The 22868-nt window shown below is 69.0% G+C and carries 24 protein-coding genes; 9 read left to right on the forward strand and 15 right to left on the reverse strand.

Going from position 1 to position 22868, the window contains the following annotated elements; all coding sequences use genetic code 11:
* Nucleotides 1–252: 252 nt before the first annotated feature.
* The 4 genes from ABD705_RS03135 to ABD705_RS03150 are packed head-to-tail and all read right to left on the reverse strand — an operon-like array spanning nt 253 to nt 4097.
* Nucleotides 253–1131 carry an amidohydrolase family protein gene (locus tag ABD705_RS03135; protein ID WP_344780444.1) on the reverse strand — a complete coding sequence of 293 codons (879 nt, stop codon included), beginning with the start codon at nt 1129–1131 and terminating at the stop codon, nt 253–255.
* Nucleotides 1128–2732 carry an AMP-binding protein gene (locus ABD705_RS03140; RefSeq protein WP_344780446.1) on the reverse strand — a complete coding sequence of 535 codons (1605 nt, stop codon included), beginning with the start codon at nt 2730–2732 and terminating at the stop codon, nt 1128–1130. The genes ABD705_RS03135 and ABD705_RS03140 overlap by 4 nt, the downstream gene beginning before the upstream one ends.
* A gap of 1 nt (nt 2733) precedes the next feature.
* The gene (locus ABD705_RS03145; protein ID WP_425562021.1) at nt 2734–3639 is read right to left on the reverse strand and encodes an SDR family NAD(P)-dependent oxidoreductase; all 906 of its coding nucleotides are present in this window, start codon (nt 3637–3639) and stop codon (nt 2734–2736) included.
* Nucleotides 3636–4097 (reverse strand): MaoC family dehydratase, encoded by a 462-nt coding sequence (locus tag ABD705_RS03150; protein ID WP_344780448.1) that lies wholly within the window; start codon nt 4095–4097, stop codon nt 3636–3638. The genes ABD705_RS03145 and ABD705_RS03150 overlap by 4 nt, the downstream gene beginning before the upstream one ends.
* Nucleotides 4098–4214: 117 nt before the next feature.
* On the opposite strand from ABD705_RS03150, the gene ABD705_RS03155 reads away from it, so the two are divergent.
* Nucleotides 4215–4688, forward strand: a complete 474-nt coding sequence (locus tag ABD705_RS03155; protein ID WP_344780450.1) for a MarR family winged helix-turn-helix transcriptional regulator — start codon at nt 4215–4217, stop codon at nt 4686–4688.
* 13 nt (nt 4689–4701) lie between these two features.
* On the opposite strand, the gene ABD705_RS03160 is transcribed toward ABD705_RS03155, so the two are convergent.
* A complete protein-coding gene (locus tag ABD705_RS03160) occupies nt 4702–6087 on the reverse strand; it encodes an alpha/beta hydrolase (RefSeq protein ID WP_344780452.1) in 1386 nt (461 codons plus the stop codon).
* A 205-nt stretch (nt 6088–6292) separates the two neighbouring features.
* On the opposite strand from ABD705_RS03160, the gene ABD705_RS03165 reads away from it, so the two are divergent.
* From ABD705_RS03165 to ABD705_RS03195, 7 genes are all read left to right on the forward strand, one after another.
* On the forward strand, nt 6293–7507 hold the full coding sequence (locus ABD705_RS03165) for an ABC transporter substrate-binding protein (RefSeq protein ID WP_344780454.1): 1215 nt from the start codon (nt 6293–6295) through the stop codon (nt 7505–7507).
* Between the two features lie 2 nt (nt 7508–7509).
* Complete coding sequence (locus tag ABD705_RS03170) at nt 7510–8271, forward strand: ABC transporter ATP-binding protein (protein WP_344780455.1); 762 nt, start codon at nt 7510–7512, stop codon at nt 8269–8271.
* Nucleotides 8268–8945: an ABC transporter ATP-binding protein gene (locus ABD705_RS03175; RefSeq protein ID WP_344780457.1), complete on the forward strand. Its 678-nt coding sequence runs from the start codon at nt 8268–8270 to the stop codon at nt 8943–8945. Before ABD705_RS03170 ends, ABD705_RS03175 begins: the two co-directional genes overlap by 4 nt.
* A gap of 2 nt (nt 8946–8947) precedes the next feature.
* Nucleotides 8948–9802, forward strand: a complete 855-nt coding sequence (locus tag ABD705_RS03180) for a branched-chain amino acid ABC transporter permease (RefSeq protein WP_344780459.1) — start codon at nt 8948–8950, stop codon at nt 9800–9802.
* The gene (locus ABD705_RS03185) at nt 9799–10854 is read left to right on the forward strand and encodes a branched-chain amino acid ABC transporter permease (protein WP_344780461.1); all 1056 of its coding nucleotides are present in this window, start codon (nt 9799–9801) and stop codon (nt 10852–10854) included. Before ABD705_RS03180 ends, ABD705_RS03185 begins: the two co-directional genes overlap by 4 nt.
* Entirely contained in the window at nt 10844–11317 is a 474-nt protein-coding gene (locus tag ABD705_RS03190) for a MarR family winged helix-turn-helix transcriptional regulator (RefSeq protein ID WP_344780462.1), read from the forward strand. Before ABD705_RS03185 ends, ABD705_RS03190 begins: the two co-directional genes overlap by 11 nt.
* Nucleotides 11318–11418: 101 nt before the next feature.
* The gene (locus ABD705_RS03195) at nt 11419–12264 is read left to right on the forward strand and encodes an SDR family NAD(P)-dependent oxidoreductase (RefSeq protein ID WP_344780464.1); all 846 of its coding nucleotides are present in this window, start codon (nt 11419–11421) and stop codon (nt 12262–12264) included.
* A gap of 109 nt (nt 12265–12373) precedes the next feature.
* On the opposite strand, the gene ABD705_RS03200 is transcribed toward ABD705_RS03195, so the two are convergent.
* The 9 genes from ABD705_RS03200 to ABD705_RS03240 all read right to left on the reverse strand — a co-directional run bounded on the left by ABD705_RS03200 (nt 12374) and on the right by ABD705_RS03240 (nt 21051).
* On the reverse strand, nt 12374–13588 hold the full coding sequence (locus ABD705_RS03200) for a multidrug effflux MFS transporter (protein WP_344780466.1): 1215 nt from the start codon (nt 13586–13588) through the stop codon (nt 12374–12376).
* Complete coding sequence (locus ABD705_RS03205; RefSeq protein ID WP_344780468.1) at nt 13585–14439, reverse strand: ABC transporter ATP-binding protein; 855 nt, start codon at nt 14437–14439, stop codon at nt 13585–13587. The genes ABD705_RS03200 and ABD705_RS03205 overlap by 4 nt, the downstream gene beginning before the upstream one ends.
* Entirely contained in the window at nt 14429–15205 is a 777-nt protein-coding gene (locus ABD705_RS03210; protein ID WP_344780470.1) for an ABC transporter permease, read from the reverse strand. The genes ABD705_RS03205 and ABD705_RS03210 overlap by 11 nt, the downstream gene beginning before the upstream one ends.
* Entirely contained in the window at nt 15202–16050 is an 849-nt protein-coding gene (locus ABD705_RS03215; RefSeq protein ID WP_425562022.1) for an ABC transporter permease, read from the reverse strand. The genes ABD705_RS03210 and ABD705_RS03215 overlap by 4 nt, the downstream gene beginning before the upstream one ends.
* Nucleotides 16047–17600: an o-succinylbenzoate--CoA ligase gene (gene menE / locus ABD705_RS03220; protein ID WP_344780472.1), complete on the reverse strand. Its 1554-nt coding sequence runs from the start codon at nt 17598–17600 to the stop codon at nt 16047–16049. The genes ABD705_RS03215 and menE overlap by 4 nt, the downstream gene beginning before the upstream one ends.
* 67 nt (nt 17601–17667) lie before the next feature.
* Nucleotides 17668–18654 carry an ABC transporter substrate-binding protein gene (locus ABD705_RS03225; protein ID WP_344780474.1) on the reverse strand — a complete coding sequence of 329 codons (987 nt, stop codon included), beginning with the start codon at nt 18652–18654 and terminating at the stop codon, nt 17668–17670.
* 90 nt (nt 18655–18744) lie between these two features.
* Entirely contained in the window at nt 18745–19197 is a 453-nt protein-coding gene (locus tag ABD705_RS03230) for a MaoC family dehydratase (protein ID WP_344780476.1), read from the reverse strand.
* 37 nt (nt 19198–19234) lie between these two features.
* The gene (locus ABD705_RS03235; protein WP_344780478.1) at nt 19235–20119 is read right to left on the reverse strand and encodes an amidohydrolase family protein; all 885 of its coding nucleotides are present in this window, start codon (nt 20117–20119) and stop codon (nt 19235–19237) included.
* Between the two features lie 5 nt (nt 20120–20124).
* The gene (locus ABD705_RS03240; RefSeq protein WP_344780480.1) at nt 20125–21051 is read right to left on the reverse strand and encodes an SDR family NAD(P)-dependent oxidoreductase; all 927 of its coding nucleotides are present in this window, start codon (nt 21049–21051) and stop codon (nt 20125–20127) included.
* 110 nt (nt 21052–21161) lie between these two features.
* Between ABD705_RS03240 and ABD705_RS03245 the strand changes: the two genes are divergently transcribed.
* Nucleotides 21162–21626 carry a MarR family winged helix-turn-helix transcriptional regulator gene (locus ABD705_RS03245; RefSeq protein ID WP_344780482.1) on the forward strand — a complete coding sequence of 155 codons (465 nt, stop codon included), beginning with the start codon at nt 21162–21164 and terminating at the stop codon, nt 21624–21626.
* Between the two features lie 3 nt (nt 21627–21629).
* Here ABD705_RS03245 and ABD705_RS03250 read toward each other — a convergent pair whose 3' ends face one another.
* The gene (locus ABD705_RS03250; protein ID WP_344780484.1) at nt 21630–22847 is read right to left on the reverse strand and encodes an MFS transporter; all 1218 of its coding nucleotides are present in this window, start codon (nt 22845–22847) and stop codon (nt 21630–21632) included.
* Nucleotides 22848–22868 lie beyond the last annotated feature (21 nt).

Here is a 22868-nt window from a genome sequence, read left to right on the forward strand (position 1 = left end):
TTACCCAGGAACGTCACATTGACCTTCGTGCCCTGCGGGATCACCTCCCGCGCCTCCAACAGACCCGGGACATCCTTCCCCGTCATCTCCAACGAGAAATCATGGACGAGCTCACGGGCCGCAAGCGGATGCGTGGCAGAAGAGGAACGTGACACGTTACGGATCCTTCCGGGTTCACGGGAGGACGCGGCATCGTGCCCTCATCTGACACGATACCTATCTAGATAGGTAATGGCAAGAGTGAAATAGGAATCACGCCGCGCCGGTGCCGTCCAGGCCCAGCAGTCGCACGGCGTTGTCTTTGAGGACGAGTTGTACGACGTCGTCGGGGAGTTCGAGTGCGGTGAAGTCGCGCAGCCAGCGGTCGGGGGTGAGGGCGGGGAAGTCGGAGCCGAAGAGCATCTTGTGCTTGAGGTAGGTGCGGGTGGCGCGCACGAGGGCGGAGCTGAAGTATTTGGGGGACCAGCCGGACAGGTCGATCCAGACGTTGGCTTTGTGCGTGGCGATCGAGATCGCTTCGTCCTGCCAGGGCACGCTGGGATGGGCCATCACGATCTGCAGCTGCGGGTGCCGGGCGGCGACCTCGTCCAGCAGCATCGGGTTGGACAGTCCCAGCCGCAGGCCGAGGCCGCCCGGGACGCCGGCGCCGACGCCGGTCTGCCCGGTGTGCACCACGATCGGCAGTCCGGCCTGCTCGATCGCGGTGAACAGCGGGTCGAACTGCAGGTCCGAGGGGTCGAAGCCCTGCACGGTGGGGTGGAACTTGAATCCGTGCACGCCGAGGCTGATCTGCCGGTGCAGCTCGTCCAGGGCGGCGGCGCCGCCCAGCGGGTCTACGGTGCCGTAGGCGATCAGGGTGTCGGGGTTGCGGGCGGCGCCGGCGATGATGTCGTCGGTGCTGTTGGGGGCGTGCCCGGTGTTGGTGGTGGCATCGACGGTGAACACCACGGCGATCATGTTCCGCTCCCGGTAGTACGCGGCGGTCTCGTCGACGGTGCGGGCCGGTTCGCTGCTGCCGAAGTACCGGTCCATGGCTTGGCGCTGCTCGTCCGAGGCGCCGTAGCGGCCGCTGTCGTCGACCTGGATGTGCACGTGCGTGTCGATCGCGCGGATGCGGTCAAGATCAGTCATTCGGGGTGCTCCTGTTCCCGGTCGTGGACGACCTCCTCGCGCAGCCGGGCGATGTCGACCTTGCCGGTGGGGGTGCGGTCCATCGTGGCGCGGAAGAGGATGTGCCGTGGTCTCTTGTAGCCGGCGAGGATGCCGTCCACGTGTCCGAGCAGCTCGTCGGCGCTGACGTCGCCGGCGCGCTGCACGACGGCGGTGACCAACTCGCCGAAGCGCGGGTCGGGCACGCCCAGCACGACGGCGTCGGCGACGGCGGGGTGGGTCAGCAGGGCTTCTTCGACCTCGAGCGGGTAGACCTTCTCACCGCCGGTGTTGATGACGCCGCTGCCGCGGCCGAGGAACTCGATGTACCGGTCCTCCTCCACACGCACCCAGTCGCCGGGCACCACATACCGCACCCCGTCGATGACCGGGAACGTCGCGGCGGTCTTCTCTGCGTCACCGTAGTAGCCCAGCGGCAGCGCGCCGTGCTGGGCGAGGATGCCCAGCGCACCAGGCTGGTTCTGCACGTCGCGCTGGTTCTCGTCGAGGACGACCGCGGTCGGCGCCAGCAGGGGGCGGCCGGGCAGGTCGTCGGGGCCGGTCGTCGTGGTGATGGCGAACATGCCGCCCTCGGAAGAGGCCAGCAGGTCGATGATCGTGAGCGTGCCCAGTGCGTGCAGGCGCCGTTTGCTGTCGGGGCTGAACCGCATGCCCGAGCTCATCACCGAGGTCACCGTCGGGAAGCCCACGTCGAGCCGCTCGGCCGCCTCGACCAGCGGGATCGTGACGGCGTCGCCGGCGACGATGATGCGGGTGGCGCTCTCGTCGTTGGCGAATCGCACTGCGGCCTCGGCATCCAGCCGCGGCGAGCAGGTGGTCAGCACGGTGCCGCCCAGAGTCAGCGTGTTCATCGACGTGGTCAGAGCCGTGCCGTGCAGGAACGGAGCCAGCGGCAGGTTCACCATGGTCGGGTACCGCGGGTCGGCCGCGATCTGAACGGCCTCGTCGAGCGTGGTTGGCGAGGGGCGTTCGGACAGCGTGTAGGTGGCGACCATCTGTGCCTCGAACATGTCCTGCTCGCCCCAGCGCACCGCCTTGGGCCGCCCGGTGGTGCCGCCGGTGTAGATCCAGAACTCCCCGCCGTCCGGCGCGGCCGAAGGCAGCGGAGCATCGCCGCTGACCGCGTCGGTCCATGCGATGCCCGGTGCGCCGGTGCGCTGGTCATCGGTGACGGCCACCAGCAGCGGGTCGCCGTGCGCCTGGGCCACGGCGTCGGTGGCCACGTCGGTCAGGGAGGTCGGGTAGACCAGCGCCGCCGCGTCGGCGTCATCGAGCAGCGCCGCCGCCTCGCCGGCGCGCAGCCGGTAGTTCAACGGCACTGCGATCATCCCGGTGGCCAGGCACGCGAAGAACGTGATCAGGAACTCCGGCCGGTTGTACAGCAGCAGGGCCACCCGATCTCCGCGCCGCAGTCCGCGGGCGCCCAGCGTCGCCGCCAGCGCGCCCGCCTCGCGGGCGAATCGGGCGTAGCTGTAAGTCGTGCCGTCGATCGCACGGATCGCGGCACGGTCGGGCAGGGCGCGCGCCAGCGCCTGCCAGAGGTCGGCATACCGCGCGCGCATCTCAGGACTCCGGCGGTCCGGAGTGCTGGGCCTGGGCGGCGAGTTCGGTGCGCCAGGCCGTGTCGATCTGGTCGGCGCTCCAGCCGCCGTCGTGGTCGAGATGGCGCAGCACGGTGGGGTGGGCGTACAGCGAGAGCCGGTCGCCGCCGATGCCGATGGCCTGCCCGGTCACGTCGGCGGCGGCGTCGGAGGCCAGCCAGACGATCAGGGATGCCACATCCGCGGGGGTGCCCAGGGCGTGGTCGCGGCGGTATTCGGTGGGGATCTCCCCCCCGGCCACGTAGTCCTCGTAGACCTGGGTGTAGGCGGGGATGGTCGCGGTCATCGGCGACAGGGCGGTGGGGATGACGGCGTTGGCGGTGATGCCGGCCCGGGCCAGTTCCAGCGACCAGGTGCGGGCCATCGCGACCAGGCCGGCCTTGGCGGTGGCGTAGTTGGTCTGTCCGAAGCTGCCGAACTGACCCGCCGGTGAGCCGATCAGGATGATCCGCCCGCCGGTGCCCTGCGTCCGCATCGCGGTGGCCGCGGCACGGCCGCACGTGAACGAGCCGCGCAGGTGCGTGGCGATGACCAGGTCGAAGTCGTCGTCGCCCATCTTCCACAGCACCCGGTCGCGCAAGATGCCGGCGTTGGCCACAAGCACGTCCAGGCGCCCGAAGTGCGTGGTGGCGGCATCCACCAGTGCGTCGGCGGTTTCGGTGGGGCCGACCGGGGCGATCACGGCGACGGCCTTGCCGCCGGCGTCGGTGATCTCGGTGACGGTCTGCGCGGCGGTCTGCTCGTCGACGTCGTTGACCACGACGGCGGCACCGGCGCCGGCCAGCGCGATCGCGTAGGCCTTGCCCAGGCTGCGCCCGGCGCCGGTGACGATGGCCACCTTGCCGTCCAGGCGGATCGGCGCGCTCACTTGTAGTACCTCAGCACCAGCTCGGCCACACACGCGGGTTTGCTGCCGCTGTCGACCTCGAACGTGATCGGCACCTCGATCTGCCAGCCGCCGCCGACGTCGGTGACCTTCGTCACCTCGCCGTGCACCCGGATGCTGGCGCCCACCGGTACCGGTGCGGGGAAGCGCACTCGGTTGAAGCCGTAGTTGATGCCCATGCCCACCTCGGTCACCTCGAACACCTCACGCATCAGCGGCACGACCAGGCTCAAGGTCAGCAGGCCATGTGCGATGCGGGTGCCGAACGGGGTCGACGCGGCGAAGTCGGCATCCACGTGGATGGGATTGTCATCGCCCGACAGCCGCGCATAGAGGTCCACCTCGTCCTGCGTCACCGGCCGCCAGCTGGAGGGGCCGAACTTCTTGCCGGCCAGCTGGGGCAGTTGATCCACGGTCACTGACACTTTGTTCTCAGCCATGTCGTCTCTCTCGCGTCGTCGCGTCGTGCTTGGGGTCAGAGCCTCGTCACTCTGGGATATCAGATGATGAGTATCAGGCTACCTGAAATACCGAAGGGAAGCACCTATCCTTGCAGAATGAGGCAGGAGCGTCGCGGCGCGGGGGATGATGACGGGGATGGGGTGCGGCACAGCAACCACACCTACGTCATCAAGCAGCTCGAGCTCGCGCTGCGCCCGTACATCGAGGCGGCGTGCGCGGCGGCGGGCATGACGACGTCCCAATACACCGCACTGACCGTGCTCGAGCGCCGTCCCGGCATCACCAGCTCGGAGCTGGCCCGCCGCTCGTTCGTCCGTGCCCAGACGATGGCGCAGACCATCGATCCGCTGCTGGAGGCCGGGCTGGTGCGCCGTGATCGCGACCCCGAGCACGCCCGCCGGTTCCGGCTGTATCTGACCGCGGCGGGCACGGCCGCGGTCGCGGCGGCGCGTCCCCGCGTCGACCGGCTGGAGGCACTGCTGACCACCGGCTTCACCGACGAGGAGAGCGTCGCCTTCGCGGACTACCTGCGCCGCGCGCGGGATGCACTGCGGGGCAGCACCCCGTAGTGCATCCCGTGTTTCAGCGCCCGGACGGGTGCGATGCGGCCGGTGAGTACGTGCGCGCATTGACGAACTTCGCCGGACGGTAGGTGATGAAGCTGCTGTCACCGTAGCCGGTGGCATCCGCCGCCGTCGTCATCGCGTGCGCCGTCGTGCTCGGCCAGTGACCGGTGGACACCCGCGTGTGCACCGTGTTCAGCGCACCGACGATCTCGGCGGGCGTGAAGTTGCAGTGCCCGATCGACTGCGTGAACACCTGGCGCAGCAGGTGGCCCTGGCCGGCGTGGGTCACCTGGGCACGGTACAGGTTCTCGTACGTGATAGGTGCGAGCTGGTCGCTGATGGTGTGCATGGTCAGCTCGGGCACGGTGATCCGCCCGGTGAGCGTGGAGGTCGCCGTGAGGCTTCGCAGCGCGGCGGTGTCGGGCGCGATGTCGGCCGTGCGGGTCAGCGTGCGCAGATCGGCGTCGAGGTCGAGCCCCGCCGCTCGGTACAGCGCACGGACCTGCGGGTACCGGTCCGACTGGCGGATCAGCGTCGCGTAGTCGACGCCGATGTTCCAGGACGCGTTGCCGCCCGCGGATGCCTCGATCGTGGGGCGTCCCGAGATGACGAAGCCCAGTTGCGGGGGCAGCCATGCGGCCTCCTGCGCCTCCTGCTCGACGAACGACGTGGGCGGGGTGTCGCCGCTGATCCAGTCGGGCGTCTGCAGCAGCGCCGCCGCCAGCGCGATGCGGGCGCGGCCCTGAGCGGTCTGCTGACCGGTGGTCACGGCATCCGTCAGTGCCGCCGTCGCCGCCTGCACTTGATCCTGAGACGTGTAGTCGACGAGCTGGATGTCGGGGTCCGAAGCCAGCAGCTGCGCGATGGCGTGCTCGCCGTCGAGCTGATAGTTGTTCAGGTTCACCCCGCCGCCGAGCAGCCCGCAGGTCGTCAGCGCGCCGTCGATCCGGCCGTCGGCGCGCTCGGCCTCCTGTGCGCTGATGAGTCCGCCCATCGACGTGCCCAGTGCGAGCACCTGCTCGGGCCGGCCGATGATCGGCGTGGCCGCGGCGAGAGCCGCGAACTGGTCGTCGGTGGCGGAGGCCAGGGCCCACCAGGTCGGGCCGCTGTACGAGGACCCCACCAGTGCGTAGCCCGAATCGAGCAGCGCCTGATGGCTGGCGGGGTCCGGCGCATCGACTGCGTTCAGCGGGCCGAAACCGTGGCTGTACAGGACGAGCACGCCGTTCCAGACGGCGGGTCTGTCGGCGACCCAGGTCGCGCCATCGGGGAGGGTCCCGGTGACGTGGGTGGCGGTGGTCGTGGTCGTGGTGACGTCGGCCTGGGCGGCGATGCCGCCGGTGAGCACTATCGCCGCGGCCGCGGCGATAGTGGTGAGGGCACGGGTGAATCGTCTGGTCATGCGAACTCCTCGGTTCGGCAGTTATTGACGTTGCCAATTATCGGAGCTCTGAAGGATTGCACAAGGGGGGTGTCGGATGTCACAGCCCGGCATCGATTCTGGCCGCGGGTATTGACGCGGCCTTTCGAGAGGCACATACTTCCTGACAGTCAGGCAACCTGATAATGGCCCCGGCTTCTGCATTCGGCGATGAATCGGAGTGACCATGAAATCCAAGACCTTGCTTGCCGTCGCCGCGTTCGCGACGGCATCCCTCACGGCGATCGCCCTGGCCGGGTGTTCCGGCAGTGGCGGCGCGACTCCGTCGGGCAGCACCAGCGGGCCCATCAAGATCGGTGCGGTCATGCCGTTGACCGGTCCGTTGGCGGCCCTGGGCGCCGGCGACAAGGAGGCCGCCGAGCAGACGGTCGCCGACATCAACAAGGCCGGCGGCATCGACGGTCGGCAGATCCAGCTGACGGTCGCCGACGACAAGACCAACCCCACCGAGTCGGTCAAGCAGTTCAACCAGATGGCCTCGGACAGCAGCTACTCGGCGATGCTCGCGAGCTCGATGACGTCCGCGGCGCTGGCGGTCAGCTCCAGCATCGAGCAGTACAAGATCCCGACGATCGCGCTCAGCCCCGTCGATCAGTACGTCGACGGCAGCAACCCGTATGCGTTCACCTCGCCGGGCAGCACCAAGATCTATGCCGCCGCGCTCGTGGACTACTGGAAGTCGATCGGCGTCAAGACGGTCGCCGTCGCCTACACCGGCACAGACCTGTACGGTCAGACCGGCGAGAAGTCGACCAAGAGCCTGGTCGAGGCGGCCGGAATGAAGATCGTGGTCGACGAGGCCTACGACCCGGCGGCGACGGACTTCACACCGTTGATCACCAAGGTCGTCGCAGCGGGGCCCGACGCGTTCGTGCAGTGGGGCTCCGGGCCCGCACCGGTCATCATCACGAAGCAGATCGCCGGCAAGGGCGTGCACTTCTATGTGACCGGCTCGCAGGCCTCCAACCTGTGGCTGCAGCCGTCCGGCGCCGCCGCTGAGGGCGTCATCGGCGCCACGACCGCCGCGCTGGATCCGGATGCCATCCCCGCCGGCCCGTACAAGGACCTGGTGATGGCCGTGGCAACGCCGTGGCGCGCCCAGAACAACAATGTGAACCCGCCCGAGTTCGCCTACGGCGGCGCGACCGCGATCGAGTTGCTCAAGAACGCGATCGAGAAGGCCGGGTCGACCGACCGCGGCAAGATCCGCGATGCGCTGGAAGCGACCGACCTGCTCACCCCGAACGGCCACTACCACTACAGCAAGACCGATCACATGGGCCTGGATGCCAGCGCCATCGGCATCATGGTCGTCAAAAACGGCGTGTGGAAGGCCACCGACTACCAGCTGAACCGATTCAAGACGGACACACCGAAGTAGCCATGCTCGAAGTGGACCGGCTCTCCCGGGCCTTCGGCGGTGTCTACGCGGCGCGAGACGTCTCGCTCGCCGTGGCCGATGGCGAACTGCGCGGGGTGATCGGCCCGAACGGGGCGGGCAAGTCGACGCTGTTCACCATGATCAGCGGACACCTGCACCCGCATTCGGGCCGCATCACCCTGGACGGGCAGCACATCGACCGGCTGCCGCCGCATCGGAGGGCACAGCTCGGCATCGCGATCGTGTTCCAGGGGGCGCGGATCTTCCCGGGGATGTCGGTGCTGGCCAACGTCGCGGTGGGTGCCACGGCGCGCACCCGGGCGGGGGCGGCCAGCGCCGTGCTGCGCCTGCCGCGGCATCGGCGCGAGGAACGGCAGATCTTCGCCGCCGCATACGAGGCGCTGGCCCAGGTGGGGTTGGCGGACTGGGCGGACCGCGACGCCGAGCAGCTGCCATTGGGGCAGCAGCGGCGACTGCAGCTGGCTCGGGCTCTGACGGCACAGCCGAAGCTGCTGCTGCTGGACGAGCCGGCGTCGGGCCTGCGGGCCAACGAGCGCCGCGACCTGGCGCAGCTGATCCGGCAGCTGCACCGCGGCGGCATGACGATCATGCTGATCGAGCACGACGTGTCGATGGTGACCAGCCTCGCCGACCGGATCACGGTTCTGGATCTGGGTGAGGTCATCGCCGACGGCACCCCTGACGAGATCCGCCGCAATCCGCGCGTCATCTCGGCATACCTGGGCAAGGGGGCCGCGGCATGATGCTCGAGGTCGACGATCTGGTCGTCCGCTACGGTGCGGCCACAGCGCTGGACGGCGTGTCGCTGCGGGTGGATGACGCGGAACTGGTCGCCCTGGTGGGCCCCAACGGTGCGGGCAAGACGTCGCTGGTGAACGCGATCTCGGGACTGGTCAGACCCGTGTCCGGCCGCATCCACGTCGGCGGGCGCGTGGCGCAGGTGCCCGAGGGGCGGCAGATGTTCGGCGAGCTCAGCGTCGAGGACAACCTGCGGCTGGGCGCGTGGCGACACCGCCCGAAGGACACCGGTCCGATCTACGAGCTGCTGCCCGATCTGCAGCGGCTGCGCCGGCAGCGCGCCGACACGCTCTCGGGTGGTCAGCAGCAGATGGTGGCGGTCGGGCGCGCCCTGATGGCCCGGCCCGATCTGCTCGTCGTCGACGAGCTGTCGTTGGGGCTCGCGCCGATGATCGCCGCCCAGCTCGTCGAGCACCTCGCCGTGCTCAACCGCTCGCAGGGCACTGCCGTGCTGCTGATCGAACAGGAGGTCGGCTTGGCCTTCGAACTGTGCTCGCGCGCTTACGTGCTCGAATCCGGGCAGATCGTCGCCGCGGGATCGACGGCGCAGCTGCGCGATGCCCCGGAACTTCAGGACGCGTACTTCGGTGGCCTGGACGTCGAAGGGACGGAGGGCTGATCGTGGCGGACTTCATCACCTTCGTCCTGTCCGGGCTGGCGCTGGCCGGATCCTTCGCGCTGGTCGGCAGCGGCCTGGTCGTCGTCTATCGGGTCACGCACGTGCTCAACTTCGCGCAGGGCATGCTGGCCGTGTTCGGCGCGATGATCTCCTACTCTCTGCTCGGTGGCATCCTGCCGCACGGGCTCGCAGAACTGGTCGCTGTGCTCTGCTGCGTCGCGATCGGCGTGGCCCTGGGGATCGCGGCGATCGGCAAACGCGGCACACCGCCGATGATCGCGCTGCTGATCACGCTGGGGCTCGGCATGATCGCCGAGGCCGTGGTCGTGTGGGTGTGGGGGCAGACGCCCGTCTCGCCGCCGGGGGTGCCCGGCTCGATCGACGTCTTCGGTGTGAGCCTGGAGAACCAGCGCATCCTCGTCTTCCTGGTGGCACTTGTCACCTTCGCCCTGCTCAGCCTGTTCTTCGCCCGCACCGACATCGGCAAGGCGCTGACGGCGGCGGCATCCAACCCGCATGCGGCACGGCTGGTGGGCATCAACACCCGCATGATGGGGCTGGTCGCGTTCGGCATCGCGGGTGCGCTGGGTGGCCTTGCCGGGGTGCTGATCGCGCCCACCACGGCCATCTCGGTCGCCTCGGACCTTCCGCTGATCCTCAGCGGCTTCGCGGCCGCGATCTTCGGCGGTCTGCGCAGCCCCTGGATGACGTTCCTGGGCGCGGTGATCCTGGGTGTGGTCGGACAGCTGGTCGCCGCCTACGGCAACGGCTCCTACCAGACCCCGGTCGCTCTGCTGATGATGCTGATCATCATGATCGTGCGCGCCGGCACGATGACTGAGGAGGAGGCGAAATGAGCACGAGTGCTCTGCGGGTGCGTCCGGTCCTGGGGCCGGTGCGCTGGATCGTCGCCGCCGTGATCTTCATCCTCCTGGGGCTGCTCCCGCTGGTCCTGACCGATCTGACGTTCTTCGTGCAGACGGTGCTCGCGGCCGTGGTCGTGACCGGGTTGTCACTGTTCATGGGATACGCCGGGCAGGTCTCGCTGGGCCAGAGTGCGTTCGTCGCGATCGGCGGGCTCACCGTTGCGACGCTGACCGTCAACCTCGGGTGGCCGCCGCTGCTCACCCTGGTGCTGGCACCCGTGCTCGGCGCGATCGTGGCCGCCCTCATCGGCTGGCCCCTGCTGCGCCTGCGCGGGCACTACCTCGCGTTCGGCACCCTGGCGGTGCTACTGATCCTGCAGACCGTCATGGCGACGGTGCCGTTCCTGGGCGGCGGCGTCGGCATCTTCGGCATCCCACCGCTGTCGGTCGGACCGATCGTCCTCAGCGGCCAGCTGCCCTATGCATACCTCGCCCTCGTGGTCCTGGCCGCTGCCATGGTGACCGCGCACAATCTCGTGAACTCCCGGTTCGGCCGCGGCATCCGCGCCCTGGCCGGCAGCGAGACCGCGGCGGCCTCCAGCGGGGTCTCGGTGCTGCGCAGCAAGATCGTCGTCTTCGCGATCGCCGGGGCCTTCGCCGGGCTGGCCGGGGGCATCGGCGCGTTCTTCACGCCGTTCGTCAGCCAGGACACCTACCCACCGCTGGCCTCGTTCGGCTACGTCATCATGGCGATGGTGGGGGGCCTCGGAACCCTGTGGGGCGGTGTGGTCGGCGCAGTGGCGATCAGCCTGTGGCTGCAGCTGCTCAGTGCGCTGGCGACGCTGCCCGGGCTGCCGCCGACGGCGGGCCCGATCCTGCAGTACGCCGGCTATGGCATCGTGCTGGTCGTGTTCCTGCTGCTCCTGCCCCGGGGCATCGTGCCATCGGTGGCCGGCGCCGCGTCGTGGTGGCGTTCCCGTCGTCGTCCGCCGGCGGCAGGTGGCGCCGTGCGGCATGAGGAGCTCACCGCCGATGTCCACTAGCACACCGGCTGCGGCGCCAGCAGAGACCGCGCTGCCGCCGGCCACGATGCTCTACCTGATCAAACAGGTCGAGCTCGCGGTCCGCTCGCGCCTGGATGAACTGACCGCGGCCCACGGCATCACGACGATCCAGTACACGGCGCTCACGGTGCTGCGACGGCATCCAGGGCTCATCGCCGCGCAGCTGGCGCGGATGTCGTTCGTGCGCGCACAGAGCATGACCCAGCTGCTGGGCGCGCTCGAGTCCCGCGGCCTGGTGCGCCGGGTACCCGACCCGGCGTCGCGCCGACAGATGCGCATCCTGCTCACCGATGCTGCGAACGAGCTTCTGGACCGAATGTACGTGAAGGCGGTCGAGATCGAGCAAGAGATGACGGCAGGCCTGTCGCCGGCAGAGGTGACACAGCTGGGCACGATGCTGCAGTCCTGCCGCGCTGCCCTCGCCGACAGCGCCGCCCGCTGAGCGCCGCCGTTGATCGGGCTTCCGCCCCGCGAAATCGGCGGGGTGTCGGACGCCGGGTGCGACCAGGGTGGAGTTGTCATCCATTGCGAAGGAGCCACCCGATGCAGCCCAGCGACCCGTCCACGTGGGAATTCCCGGTCACCGACGCGTTGGCCTCGGCCGGCCCGCCGTGGCTGGACGGCAAGGTCGCGGTGGTCGCCGGTGGAGGCCTTTCCGGACCGGAGGGCGGGGTCGGATTCGCGATGGCGTGGCTGTACCATCGCAACGGCGCGGCCGTGGCCGTGCTGGACCGCGACGCCGGCGCGGCGCAGCGCACCGTGGACGGCCTCCGTGCGGCAGGCGGTGTCGCTGAGGCGTTCATCGTGGACATGACCGACGACGCGGATGTCGCACGGACGGTGGATGCGGTCCTCGAGCGGTTCGGACGCATCGACGTCGTCGCCGATTCGATCGGCGGAGGTGGGGTGGAGGGCATCTTCGAGACGAGCGTCGAAGCGTGGGATTTCGCGATGGACCTGAACCTGAAGTCCGCGTGGTATCTGCTGCGGCACGCGCAGAAGCATATGACTGAGGGTGGTTCGGCAGTGCTGATCTCATCCGGCGCCGCCGAGGGCCGCGGGCCCGGCCTGCCCTACAGCATCGCGAAGGCGGCGCTGGAGAAGCTCACGACCGGTGCTGCCGCGACGCTCGCGCCACGGCGCATCCGCGTCAACTGCGTGCGGGTGGGAATGATCTGGGGCGCGTTCGCCGCACACGGCATGGACCAGAAGCAGCGTGAGATCCGCCGGCAGAACGTCGCGATGGGCGTGGAGGGCAACAATTGGGACATCGCCTCGGCGGCTCTGTTCCTCTCCACCGACGCTGCACGCTGGGTATCGGGCCAGATCCTCTACGTCGACGGCGGCGGCTTCGCCATGCGCAACGTCGGCCAGGCCGGCGCGAAGTAGGCCGCAGGCCGCGCGCGGCATCCGTCCCTGTCCCGCACTGACATGAACGACCCTTCAGTTTCCTCGAATGGTCGGAATCCCCCGGATCATTCCGACCATTCGCGGCAAGTCACGACGGCCGGCGGTCACGTGCCCGCACCCGCGCGGCGGCGGATGCCGCCACGACGCCGATCACGGGACAGATCGTCATGACGATCGCGGCGGGGACGGCCGTGCCGGTGCCTGCGATGCCGCCCAGCGGCGATGCGATCGCACCCAGGACGAACTGGGTGAAGCCGATCAGCGCCGACCCGGTGCCGGCACTGCGGCCCGCCGCACCGATGTCGAGTGCCGATGCGGTCGACATCATCGTGCCGCATCCGATGCAGAAGGCCACCACCAGCGGCAGATACGTCGCGAGCGTCAGCGACTGCGTCAGGGCGAGTGCCCAGGTGAGCAGGGCGGCGCCGAGCGCGAGCAGCTGGCCGGAGCGCAGCGCTCCGGCCGGTGTCCAGCACGCGGCGAGCCTTCCGCTCAACCATGCGCCCAGCATCACGGCGACCGACGTCGCGGTGAACGTGAAGCCGTATCCGATCGCGGTGATGCCCAGGACGTCCTGCACGATGAACGACGACGAGCCGATGTAGGCCATCAGGCCGGCATAGGCCGTCGCGAACGCGATCGCCCAGCCCGCGAAGCGCCGATCGCGCAGCAACCGGGCCATGGCGTGGCCGATCGCGCGGGGTGTGGCAGGGTGTCGTCGCTCGTGCGGAAGGCTCTCGGGAATCGCGAACGCCGCGGTCAGCAGCATCCCGGTCGCCAGCACCGCGAGTCCCAGCAGCGCCGTCCGCCAGCCGCCGACCTGGGTGAGCAGCGCACCCAGCGGGCTGGCGACCGCGGGGCCCAGCGCCGTCATGATCCACAGTCGACTGAAGGCCCGCACCGCCTCGCCCGGCGCGCTGAGGTCGGCCACGACCGCGCGCGCGAGGACCGAACCCGCCGCGCCGGCGAAGCCCTGCACGCCACGGACAAAGATCAGCATGCCGATCACGGGGCTCGCGACGGCGAGGAAGCAGCAGACGGTGAAGACGGCGAGGGCGACGATCAGCGTGCGGCGTCGGCCGAAGACGTCCGAGATCGACCCGATCACGAGCTGGCCCAGCGCCGAGCCGATCAGGAACGCGGTCAGCGTCAGCTGCACGACCGATGCCGGCGCGCCGAGGTCGGCGGAGATGTCGGGGAACGCGGGCAGATAGAGGTCTGTCGACAGCGAGCCCGCCATCGAGAGATAGCCGAGCGCGCCGGTCAGCCGGACGCCGAGCCGGCGCCCGGCCGGCTGCGTCATGTCGCCGCGACGTCCGCGCGGGCACCCCTCTTCGCGAGCTGGATCTGCTCGTAGACGAAGTGCCGCAGTTCGGTGAACCGGGCAAGCGAGCGCGTCTCGAGCTGGTCGCGCTCCTCGCCCAGATCGACGATCAGGTCCTGCTGCACGACTGTCGGCGAACTCGAGAGCATGATGACGCGCTCGCCGAGGTAGACGGACTCGTCGATGTCGTGCGTGACGAACAGGATCGAGATGCCCAGCCTCTTGCGCACGCGGCGTACGAGGTCCTCCAGGTCGGCACGGGTCTGCGCATCCACCGCCGCGAACGGCTCGTCCATCAACAGGACCTCAGGCTGGTAGGCGATCGCGCGCGCGATCGCCACGCGCTGCTGCATGCCGCCGGACAGCTGCCACGGGTAGGAGCGGGGGACGTGATCCAGCCCCACGTTCTCCAGCGCCTCGGCCACCAGCTCCGCGCGCTGCGCCTTCGGCATCCCGGCGTTCTTCAGCGGCAGTTCGACGTTCTCGGCGACCCGCAGCCAAGGGAACAGGGATCGGCCATACTCCTGGAAGACCACGGCCATGTTCTTCGGAGGCGCCGTGATCTTCTCACCGCCGAGGACGACCTCGCCCTCGGTCGGAGCGAGCAGGCCTGCGATGCATTTCAACAGCGTGGTCTTGCCCGAGCCGGACGGACCCACCAGGCACGTCAGCTCGTTCTTGCCCAGGTCGAACGTGAGGTCGCGGACGGCTTCGATGTCGCCGCCGTCGGTGCTGTACACCTTCTTCAGTCCGCGCACCGACAGCAGGGTGTCTGCGGCGGGGAGGGTGCGCCCGCCGGTGATCGTGTTCAGGGGAGTGTCAGGCAGCATTCTCGAGGTCCTTCAGTCCGTGGTACCAACGCAGCATGCGTCGTTCGAAGACGCGGAAGATGATCGCGACGGCGTAGCCGAGCAAGCCCAGCACCAGGATGCCCGACCACATCTCGGGGATCGCGAACCGTCGCTGGAATTGGATGATCGAGAAGCCCAGCCCGGAGGTCGTCGCGAACATCTCGGAGATGACCATCAGGATCAGGCCGATCGGCAGGCACTGCCGCACCCCGGCGAGGATCTGCGGGGCAGCCGACGGCAGGATCTGATAGCGCACTCGGTTGAACCCGTAGATGCCGTACGAGCGGCTGGTCTCGTTCTGCACCGGGTCGGCGGCCCGCACGCCCTCGATCGTGTTCAGAAGCACGGGCCAGATGCTGGCCAGCGCGATGAGGAAGATCTTCTCCGCATCGGTGGGCCCGAACAGCAGCAGCAGTGCGGGGATCAGTGCGGGCGCCGGGAGGGCGCGGAAGAACTCGAACACCGGCTCGGTGATCGAGCGCAGCGTGCGGTTGAGGCCGATCAGGACGCCCAGCAGGATGCCGAGCACGATCGCCGCGATCACTCCCACGGCGAACCGGCCGATGCTGGGCAGCACATCCTCCCAGAATGCCGGGCCGAACCAGACGCGGAAGAAGGTGGTGACCAGTTCACCCGGCGCGGGGACGAAGAAGTTCGGTGAGAGCAGCGTCGACAGCCACCACAGCAGGATGAGAATGATGGGCAGACCGAGGACGAATCCGATGCCGGTGATCAGTTTCTTCACGAGGCCGCCTCCTCTCGCACGGAGTGGTGCCAGCTCAGCAGGCGCCGCTCCAGCGCGCGGGCGCCGAAGTTGATCACGACGCCGAGCAGCCCGGTCGCCAGCACGAGTGCGTACATCGTGGTGTACAGCCCGGCGTTCTGGGCGCTGAGGATCTCGAGTCCGAGACCCGGCGTGCCGATGATCAGCTCGGCCGTGATCGCCAGGATCAGCGCCACCGCGGCAGCCAGCCGCAGACCCGTCATCAGGTAGGGGAGGGTGGTCGGGAACACGATGTCCTTGATGCGCTGCCACGCCGAGAACCCGTAGCTGCGGCCCGTGCTCATCGCCACCTGGTCGACGTCGGCGACGCCGTACAGCACCTGGATGAACACCTGCCAGAACGCGGCGTACACGATCAGCAGCAGGCTCGACTCGATCCGCACGCCGAACAGCAGCACCGCCAGCGGGATGAGCGCGACCGAGGGGATCGGGCGGAGGAACTCGACGGTGGAGTGCGTGGCCCGCCGCAAGAAGGGCGACAGGCCGATGACCACACCGAGGACGCACGCGAGCACGACGGCGATCAGGAGTCCCAGCGCCCAGGCGATCAGCGTGTCGCCGACGGCGAGCCAGAAGTCGCCCAGTGTCGCGATCTGCGCGAGCTGGGGGATCACTTCGGTCGGGGGCGGCAGGTACTTCCCGTTGACCAGGCCGCTGCGCGCGGCGGCCTCCCAGATGATCAGGAATGCCAGGATGCCCGCCAGGCCCAGCAGCGCTCGCTTCGGACGCATTCGGCGCCGACGGGAGCGCGCCTGCGCGACCGCGACGATACGGGTGATGGTCTCCTCGGGGGCGGCGGCCGTCATGATGCCGCCGGCTCGGACGTGCCGGGCAGGGTCGGGTACGTCTGGCGCAGGTCGGCCTTGCGGATCTTGCCGCTGGCGGTCCGGGGCAGCTCGTCGACGAACACGACCGCACGAGGGATCTTGTACTTCGCCAGGCGTCCCTGCAACTGGCCAATCACGTCTTCGGCGCTCAGCGCCGCGGCGCCCTCCTGCGTGGCGATCGCGATCGGCACCTCGCCCCACTTGGCGTCCGGCACGCCGATCAGGGCGACACCCGAGATCTGCGGGAGCTGCATGATCGCACTCTCGACCTCGGCCGAATAGATGTTCTCGCCGCCGGAGATGATCATGTCCTTCAGCCGGTCGGAGATGTAGATGTAGCCGTCCTCGTCGAACGAGCCGAGGTCGCCCGACCGGAACCAGCCGTCCACGATCGCATCGGCGGTGGCCTCGGGGCGACGCCAGTACTCGGTGATGACGTTGGGACCGCTCACCCAGATCTCGCCGACCTCGCCCGGCGGCAGCGTGCGGCCGTGCTCGTCGACGATCTTCACATCCGTGAAGAAGTGCTTGAGTCCGGACGATCCCATCTTCGCGATGCTCATACTCGGCGGCAGCGCGGTCGCGCCGGGGGACGTCTCGGTCATCCCGTAGCCGCACGAGAAGTGCAGCCCGCGCTGCTCATAGGCCTCGAGCATCCGCTGCGGCATCGTGGAGCCGCCGCATGTGAGGTGGCGCAGACTGGAGATGTCGGTGGTGGCGAAGTCGGGGTGCTCCTGCAGCAGCTGGAAGGTGGTGGGCACGCCCGAGAGCATCGTGATCTGCTCTTCCTGGACCGTGCGCAGCACGGCGCCGGGGTCGAACTTCTCGTGCAGGATGACGGTGCCGCCCTGCAGCAGCACGGGCAGTGCGCCCATGCCCAGGGATGCCACGTGGAACATCGGCGAGATCAGCAGCACGCGTTCGCCTGCACCGATCCCGTAGTCCAGAATCGCGTTGAAGGAGTTCCAGGTGAGGTTGCCGTGGGTGAGCACGGCGCCCTTCGGACGTCCGGTGGTACCGGACGTGTAGAGGATCATCGCCGGGTCCTCGAGGGCCACCGGCCGGTCGAGGTCGTCGGTCGAGCCCGACTCCAGGACGCTCTCGTAGTCGTCCACGCCGGGCGACGCCGTCCCCCCCACCTGGATGCGGCGGCGGGCGCTCGTGGACCACGTACCCGCACGGGCGAGCTCATGCAGGTCGGCATGGAAGATCAGGGTGGATGCCTCGGCGTCGTCGACGGCGAATTCGACCTCGGGTGGGGCGAGCCGGGTGTTCAGCGGCACGAAGATCGCGCCGAGCATCGTGGTGGCGAACAGCGACTCGAGGAATGACGGGTGGTTGTTGCCGAGGTAGGCGACGCGATCGCCGCGCTGCACGCCGCGCTCGTGCAGCGCATTCGCGAGCCGGGCGATGCGCTCAGCGAGCGCGTCGTAGCCGATGCGCTCGTCCCGGAACGCGACCGCGATGTCCTCTTCGCGCATGCGCTGCGCACGACGCGCGACCCAGGTGCCGATCCCCTGGTTCTGCATGGCTTCTCCTTCGACGGTGGATATATAGGGGTACCCGGCGCCGCCCTGCGGGCGGCGCCGGGACGGATCAGTCGACGATGACCTTGTCGAGATCGGGTGCCTTGGCGACGAAGTTGTACTTCTGCGCCATCGTACTGAGGTTCTCGATCACCGAGCGGTCGAGCTGGCCGGTCAGGTGCTCCAGGTGGATGCCCTTCACGACGTCGGCCGGCATGCCGGTGAAGGCGACGATCGCGTCGTCGTAGTGCGCGGTGTCGTCCATGGCAGCCTTCGTGCTCTCGCTGATCGCGTCGCGGAACGCCTTCACGACCTCGGGGTGGGCATCCGCGTAGGCACCAGAGGTGAACGTCACCATCGTGTACAGGTTCGGGATGGTGCGCATCGGGTCGCCCAGGAAGGTCATGCCCTCCTGCGCGAGCGCGGCGGACAGGAACGGCTCCGGCACCCAGGCCGCGTCGATGTGGTCCTCTTCGAGCTGGGCCAGCTGGTCGGGGAACGCGATCTCGGTGAATTTGACCGCCTTCGGGTCGCCGCCCTCGGCCTCGACCGAGGCCATCGTGGTCAGGTCGCCCTGGGTGTTCAAGGCGTTCACGGCGACCGTCTTGCCGGCGAGGTCCTTCCATGACGCAATACCGGAGGACTTCTTCACGACGACGCCGGAGGGCGCCTTGTCCTCGGGGACCTCGATGCTGGAGTAGCCGGCGATGATGTTCATGTCCAGGCCCTGGCTGGCCGCGACCAGCACCGACAGCGGGTTGCCGACGGCGAACTGGATGGACTGGCTGGACACGGCCGGCAGCAGTGCGGCGCCGCCCTGGCCGAGCTGGACCTTGACGTCCAGCCCGTGCTTCTTGAAGATGCCGTCGTCGATGCCCATCTGCACAGCGGCGGACGGGGCGATCTTCAGCAGGCCGACGGTGACCGGGGTGAGGTCGCCGCCGCCGGCGGGAGCGCCGCTCTTGTCGCCGCCGCTCAGCGATCCGGATGAACAGGCGGTCAGTGCCAGCGCAGCGGCGGCGGCCACGGCGAGGGCCGTGAAGCGGGTCTTCTTCATTTCAGTGACTCCCTTGTTACTGCGTGTGTGATTGCGATTCGGGTGGAGGATGCCCGGTGCCGGGCGGGTACTGGGTGGGCCTGGTGCGGCTCAGGCGTAGAACCGGCTGAGCCCCCGGGCGACGACGGCGGGCTTCGTGCCGCCCTCGATCTCGATCGTCTGATCGACGGCGATCTGGTAGCCGCCGGCGACCTCGGTGATGTCGGCGATGACGGCGTTCATCCGGATTCGAGAGCCGACCTTCACCGGCGAGACGAAGCGCACCTTGTCGAGTCCGTAGTTGACCTTCGTGGTCACGCCCTCGACATCCAGCAGCTCGGTCCACATCGGGATCGTCAGCGACAGGGTGAGGAACCCGTGTGCCACGGCACCGCCGAACGGGCCGGTCTTGGCGCGCTCGGGGTCGACGTGGATCCACTGGTGGTCATCGGTGGCGTCGGCGAACGTGTTCACCTGGTCCTGGGTGACCTCGCGCCACTGTGTGTAGCCGAGGTCGCGGCCCACGAGGCCCGGCAGGTCTGCGTATGCAACGGTGGTGGTCATTGTCTCTCCTCGATGTCAGGCGGATGCGGATGGCAGGTCAGCGGTCAAGTCCGAGCAGGCGCACGGCGTTGCCTTTCATGATCGACGGCATCACTTCGGGTTTGAACGCCGTCTGCTCGGCGTCTTTGCGCCACCGGTCCGGAGTGATCAGCGGGAAGTCCGAGCCGAAGAGGACGCGGTCTTTGATGATCGAGTTCGCGTAGCGGACGAGCTCAGCCGGGAAGTACTTGGGGCTCCAGCCGGACAGGTCGATCCAGGTGTTGTGCTTGTGGGTGGCCACCGACAGCGCCTCGTCCTGCCACGGCACCGACGGGTGGGCCATGATGATCTGCAGGTGGGGGAAGGCGGCAGCGACGGCATCCAGGAGCATGGGATTGGAGTAGCCGAGCCGGAACCCGTACCCGCCCGGCAGGCCTGCGCCGATGCCGGTCTGCCCGGTGTGGAACAAGGCGGGGATGCCGGCGTCCTGGATCGCTTCGTAGAGCGGGAACCAGCGCTCGTCGCTCGGGTCGAAGCCCTGGACGGTCGGGTGGAATTTGAACCCGCGCACACCGCTGTCCTCGACCAGCCGCCCGATGCGGTCCAGGGCGTCCTCGCGATGCGGGTCGACGGAGCCGAACGGGATCAGGATGTCGTTGTTGTGAACGGCGCCGGCGACGATGTCCTCGTTCGAGATCGGGGCGTGGTGCAGCTGCGTCTCGGCGTCGACCGTGAACACGACCGCCGCGGTCCTGCGTTCGCGGTAGTACGCGGCGACGGAGTCGATGTCGCGGGCGGGGCCGCCCGCGCCGAAGTACTTGTCGGCCGCCGCGGCCAGTTCGGCGGGCAAGGAGTTGCCGCCGTGGCCGTCGTCCTCGATGTGCACGTGCACATCGATCGCGTCGAGCGCGGCGACGTCGATCGCAGGTTCGTAGCGGGTCATCGGGATCAGGCTTTCGCGGCGGTGGGCTGCAGGTCGTCGGGCAGCGGCGGGAATTTCTCGCCGACGTCCTGCGCCTGGAACAGACCGGCGAAGTCCGCGTGCAGCGCGTCGTAGCTCCAGCCGCCGTCGTGGTACGCGGTCACGACCGGCTCCGGGTGCGACCAGACCTGCAGCCGGTCGCCGCCGACGCCGATGGCCTGGCCGTTGACGCCGGATGCCTCGTCCGAGGCGAGGTAGGCGATCAGGCCTGCGACGTCGTCGGCGGTGCCGAAGCCGAGGTCGTGGCGGAAGAACGGCGGCATGGGCTCGCCCTGCGCGTCCGCTTCCATCGCGGCCGCGAAATATGGGACTGTTGCGGTCATCGCCGTGGCGGCCACCGGGATGACGGCGTTGGCGGTGATGCCGGCCTTCTTCAGCTCGAGCGCCCAGGTCCGCACCATACCGACGATGCCCGCCTTGGCTGCGGCGTAGTTGGTCTGGCCGAAGTTGCCGCGCTGCCCGGTGGGCGAGCCGATGCAGATGATTCGCCCGGCGATCTCGTTGGCACGCATGTAGGTGGCGGCCTCGCGCACGCAGGTGAACGTGCCGCGCAGGTGCACGCCGATGACGGTGTCGAAGTCGTCGTCACTCATCTTCCAGAGCACGGTGTCCCGCAGCACGCCGGCGTTGGTGACGAGGATGTCCAGGCGTCCGTACGTGTCGACGGCCGTCTGCACCAGCTGCTTCGCGGTCTCGGTCGACCCGACCGGTGCGACGACGCTGACGGCCTGACCGCCGGCGGAGGTGATCGAGGCGACGGCATCGGCGGCGGTCGCGGCATCGACGTCGTTGACGACCACGGCGGCGCCCTGGCGGGCGAGTTCCTGCGCATAGGCCAGGCCCAACCCGCGGCCGGATCCTGTGACGATGGCGACTTTGCCTTGCAGTGACATCCGCTGCTCCTTTGCGTTGTACGTGAATCCGATGTAAACCTAAATCATTGAAAAAGTCAATTGTCGTTGTCGACGAAGATCGAACGAGGAAGTGAGGCGCGATGGATCACATGGCTGTGCAGACGCGCGATGGCACGGATCAGCGGTTCTGGAACACCTCGGTCAGCGGGGACCTCGCGTTCCTGCTGGCCCGCGCGAACTCTCTTTCGCTGGCGGGTGCGAACGCGGCGCTGGCGCAGGAGGGGCTGAAAGTGCGGTCGTACTCGGTGCTGGCGCTGGCTGCCTCCGACGAGAGGCCGACGCAGCGTGAGCTCAGCGAGTTCCTGCGGCTGGACCCGAGTCAGATCGTCGCCCTGGTCGACGGACTGCAGCGACGCGGCTGGGTCAGCCGCGAACCTGACCCGCAGGACCGCCGTGTCAACGTCGTGGTGGCCACGGACGCGGGTCGCGCGGCGTGCGAGCGAGCGCACGCCCGCGTGACCGAGCACCAGCGCGGGCACTTCGACATGCTCACGGACGACGAGCGGGCGTTGCTCACGAGCCTGATGCGGCGACTCGCCGGGGTCGCCGAGTAGCGTTCAGGAGGCCTCCAGCACGAACCGGTCACGGGCGGCGAAGATGCCCACCACGCCCTGCCCTGCCATCACGGCCGCAAGCAGGATCAGGGGCACGATCCACCCGCCGGTCACCGCGTGCACAGCGCCGAAGACGACCGGGCCGACCGCCGCGATCAGATAGCCCACCGACTGAGACATGCCCGACAGCGCGGCCGCTGTGTCGTGGTCGCGCGAGCGCTGCGCGAGCAGGGTCAGCGCCATGCCCAGCGACGAGCCCGAGAACACCCCGACGATCGCCACCCAGAGGTCCACCCCGCCCGGGGCGAGCATCAGGCCTGCGGTGCCGATGATCCCCAGCACCGGGATCGCGGCCGGGGCGATCCGCACGCCCCGCCCGCGCAATGCGAACGGAACGCCCAGCGATCCGGCCAGCGAGAAGATCTGGTACACCATCACGTCGACACCGGCCAGCGCCTCGCTGCGGCCGAACGACGTGGAATACGCGGCCAGCCACGTCACCAGCATGTAGAAGCTCGCCGACTGCAGACCCATGTAGCCGGCGACCTGCCAGGCGATCCGATCCCGCCAGATGCCGGTGCGCGCACGATGCGCCGTCGAATCGACGGTCGGGCGGGCGTGGATGCCATCGGTGCGGCGAGTGGCGATGCCCCACGCGATCGCTGCGAACGGCAGCAGTGCGGCCCCGATGATGAGCAGCGCGAAGCGCCAACCGGCGCCGCCCGGCCCCGGACCGACCTGCGAGACCGGCACCGCGACGCCGGACGCGACTGCACCGACCCCGCTCAGCAGCGCGGTGTACAGCGCCATCATCAGCGGCACGCGCAGGAACTCGCGCTTGATCATCGCCGGCATCAGCACGTTCACGATCGCCAGCGCCGCGCCGATCAGCGCCGTGCCCAGCCACAGGCTGAGAACCGGACCCGGCAGCGACCGCACGATCGTGCCGGCCAGCAGCAGCACCAGCGACCAGAACACGGTGCGGGCCATGCCGAAGCGCCGGCTCAGCGTGTGCGCGAGCGGCGAGATCAGCGCCCAGGCGACCAGCGGCACGGCCGCGAGCAGGCCCAGCGCGGCCGCCGACATGCCGGTGCCGGTGCCGATCTGAGCCAGCAGCGGACCCAGCGAAGTGATCGTCGGCCGCATGTTGGCCGCGACCAGCAGCACCGCGACGGTGAGCGCGACGGCTGAGCCCGTCCTGGTCGCCGCGTCAACTCTCACCGCACCAGACCCTAGTCCAGT

Origin of the sequence: Microbacterium kribbense, from assembly GCF_039537285.1 — a bacterium.
GTDB classification, from domain to species: Bacteria; Actinomycetota; Actinomycetes; order Actinomycetales; family Microbacteriaceae; genus Microbacterium; species Microbacterium kribbense.

What these genes read in the sequence shown, in the direction of transcription:
- ABD705_RS03175 (WP_344780457.1), top strand. Translation starts at nt 8,268, where the DNA reads ATGATGCTCGAGGTCGACGATCTGGTCGTCCGCTACGGTGCGGCCACA.
- ABD705_RS03230 (WP_344780476.1), bottom strand. Translation starts at nt 19,197, where the DNA reads ATGACCACCACCGTTGCATACGCAGACCTGCCGGGCCTCGTGGGCCGC.
- menE (WP_344780472.1), bottom strand. Translation starts at nt 17,600, where the DNA reads ATGCAGAACCAGGGGATCGGCACCTGGGTCGCGCGTCGTGCGCAGCGC.
- ABD705_RS03170 (WP_344780455.1), top strand. Translation starts at nt 7,510, where the DNA reads ATGCTCGAAGTGGACCGGCTCTCCCGGGCCTTCGGCGGTGTCTACGCG.
- ABD705_RS03155 (WP_344780450.1), top strand. Translation starts at nt 4,215, where the DNA reads ATGAGGCAGGAGCGTCGCGGCGCGGGGGATGATGACGGGGATGGGGTG.
- ABD705_RS03195 (WP_344780464.1), top strand. Translation starts at nt 11,419, where the DNA reads ATGCAGCCCAGCGACCCGTCCACGTGGGAATTCCCGGTCACCGACGCG.
- ABD705_RS03165 (WP_344780454.1), top strand. Translation starts at nt 6,293, where the DNA reads ATGAAATCCAAGACCTTGCTTGCCGTCGCCGCGTTCGCGACGGCATCC.
- ABD705_RS03160 (WP_344780452.1), bottom strand. Translation starts at nt 6,087, where the DNA reads ATGACCAGACGATTCACCCGTGCCCTCACCACTATCGCCGCGGCCGCG.
- ABD705_RS03205 (WP_344780468.1), bottom strand. Translation starts at nt 14,439, where the DNA reads ATGCTGCCTGACACTCCCCTGAACACGATCACCGGCGGGCGCACCCTC.
- ABD705_RS03225 (WP_344780474.1), bottom strand. Translation starts at nt 18,654, where the DNA reads ATGAAGAAGACCCGCTTCACGGCCCTCGCCGTGGCCGCCGCCGCTGCG.
- ABD705_RS03235 (WP_344780478.1), bottom strand. Translation starts at nt 20,119, where the DNA reads ATGACCCGCTACGAACCTGCGATCGACGTCGCCGCGCTCGACGCGATC.
- ABD705_RS03140 (WP_344780446.1), bottom strand. Translation starts at nt 2,732, where the DNA reads ATGCGCGCGCGGTATGCCGACCTCTGGCAGGCGCTGGCGCGCGCCCTG.
- ABD705_RS03240 (WP_344780480.1), bottom strand. Translation starts at nt 21,051, where the DNA reads ATGTCACTGCAAGGCAAAGTCGCCATCGTCACAGGATCCGGCCGCGGG.
- ABD705_RS03190 (WP_344780462.1), top strand. Translation starts at nt 10,844, where the DNA reads ATGTCCACTAGCACACCGGCTGCGGCGCCAGCAGAGACCGCGCTGCCG.
- ABD705_RS03200 (WP_344780466.1), bottom strand. Translation starts at nt 13,588, where the DNA reads ATGACGCAGCCGGCCGGGCGCCGGCTCGGCGTCCGGCTGACCGGCGCG.
- ABD705_RS03150 (WP_344780448.1), bottom strand. Translation starts at nt 4,097, where the DNA reads ATGGCTGAGAACAAAGTGTCAGTGACCGTGGATCAACTGCCCCAGCTG.
- ABD705_RS03215 (WP_425562022.1), bottom strand. Translation starts at nt 16,050, where the DNA reads ATGACGGCCGCCGCCCCCGAGGAGACCATCACCCGTATCGTCGCGGTC.
- ABD705_RS03135 (WP_344780444.1), bottom strand. Translation starts at nt 1,131, where the DNA reads ATGACTGATCTTGACCGCATCCGCGCGATCGACACGCACGTGCACATC.
- ABD705_RS03185 (WP_344780461.1), top strand. Translation starts at nt 9,799, where the DNA reads ATGAGCACGAGTGCTCTGCGGGTGCGTCCGGTCCTGGGGCCGGTGCGC.
- ABD705_RS03245 (WP_344780482.1), top strand. Translation starts at nt 21,162, where the DNA reads ATGGCTGTGCAGACGCGCGATGGCACGGATCAGCGGTTCTGGAACACC.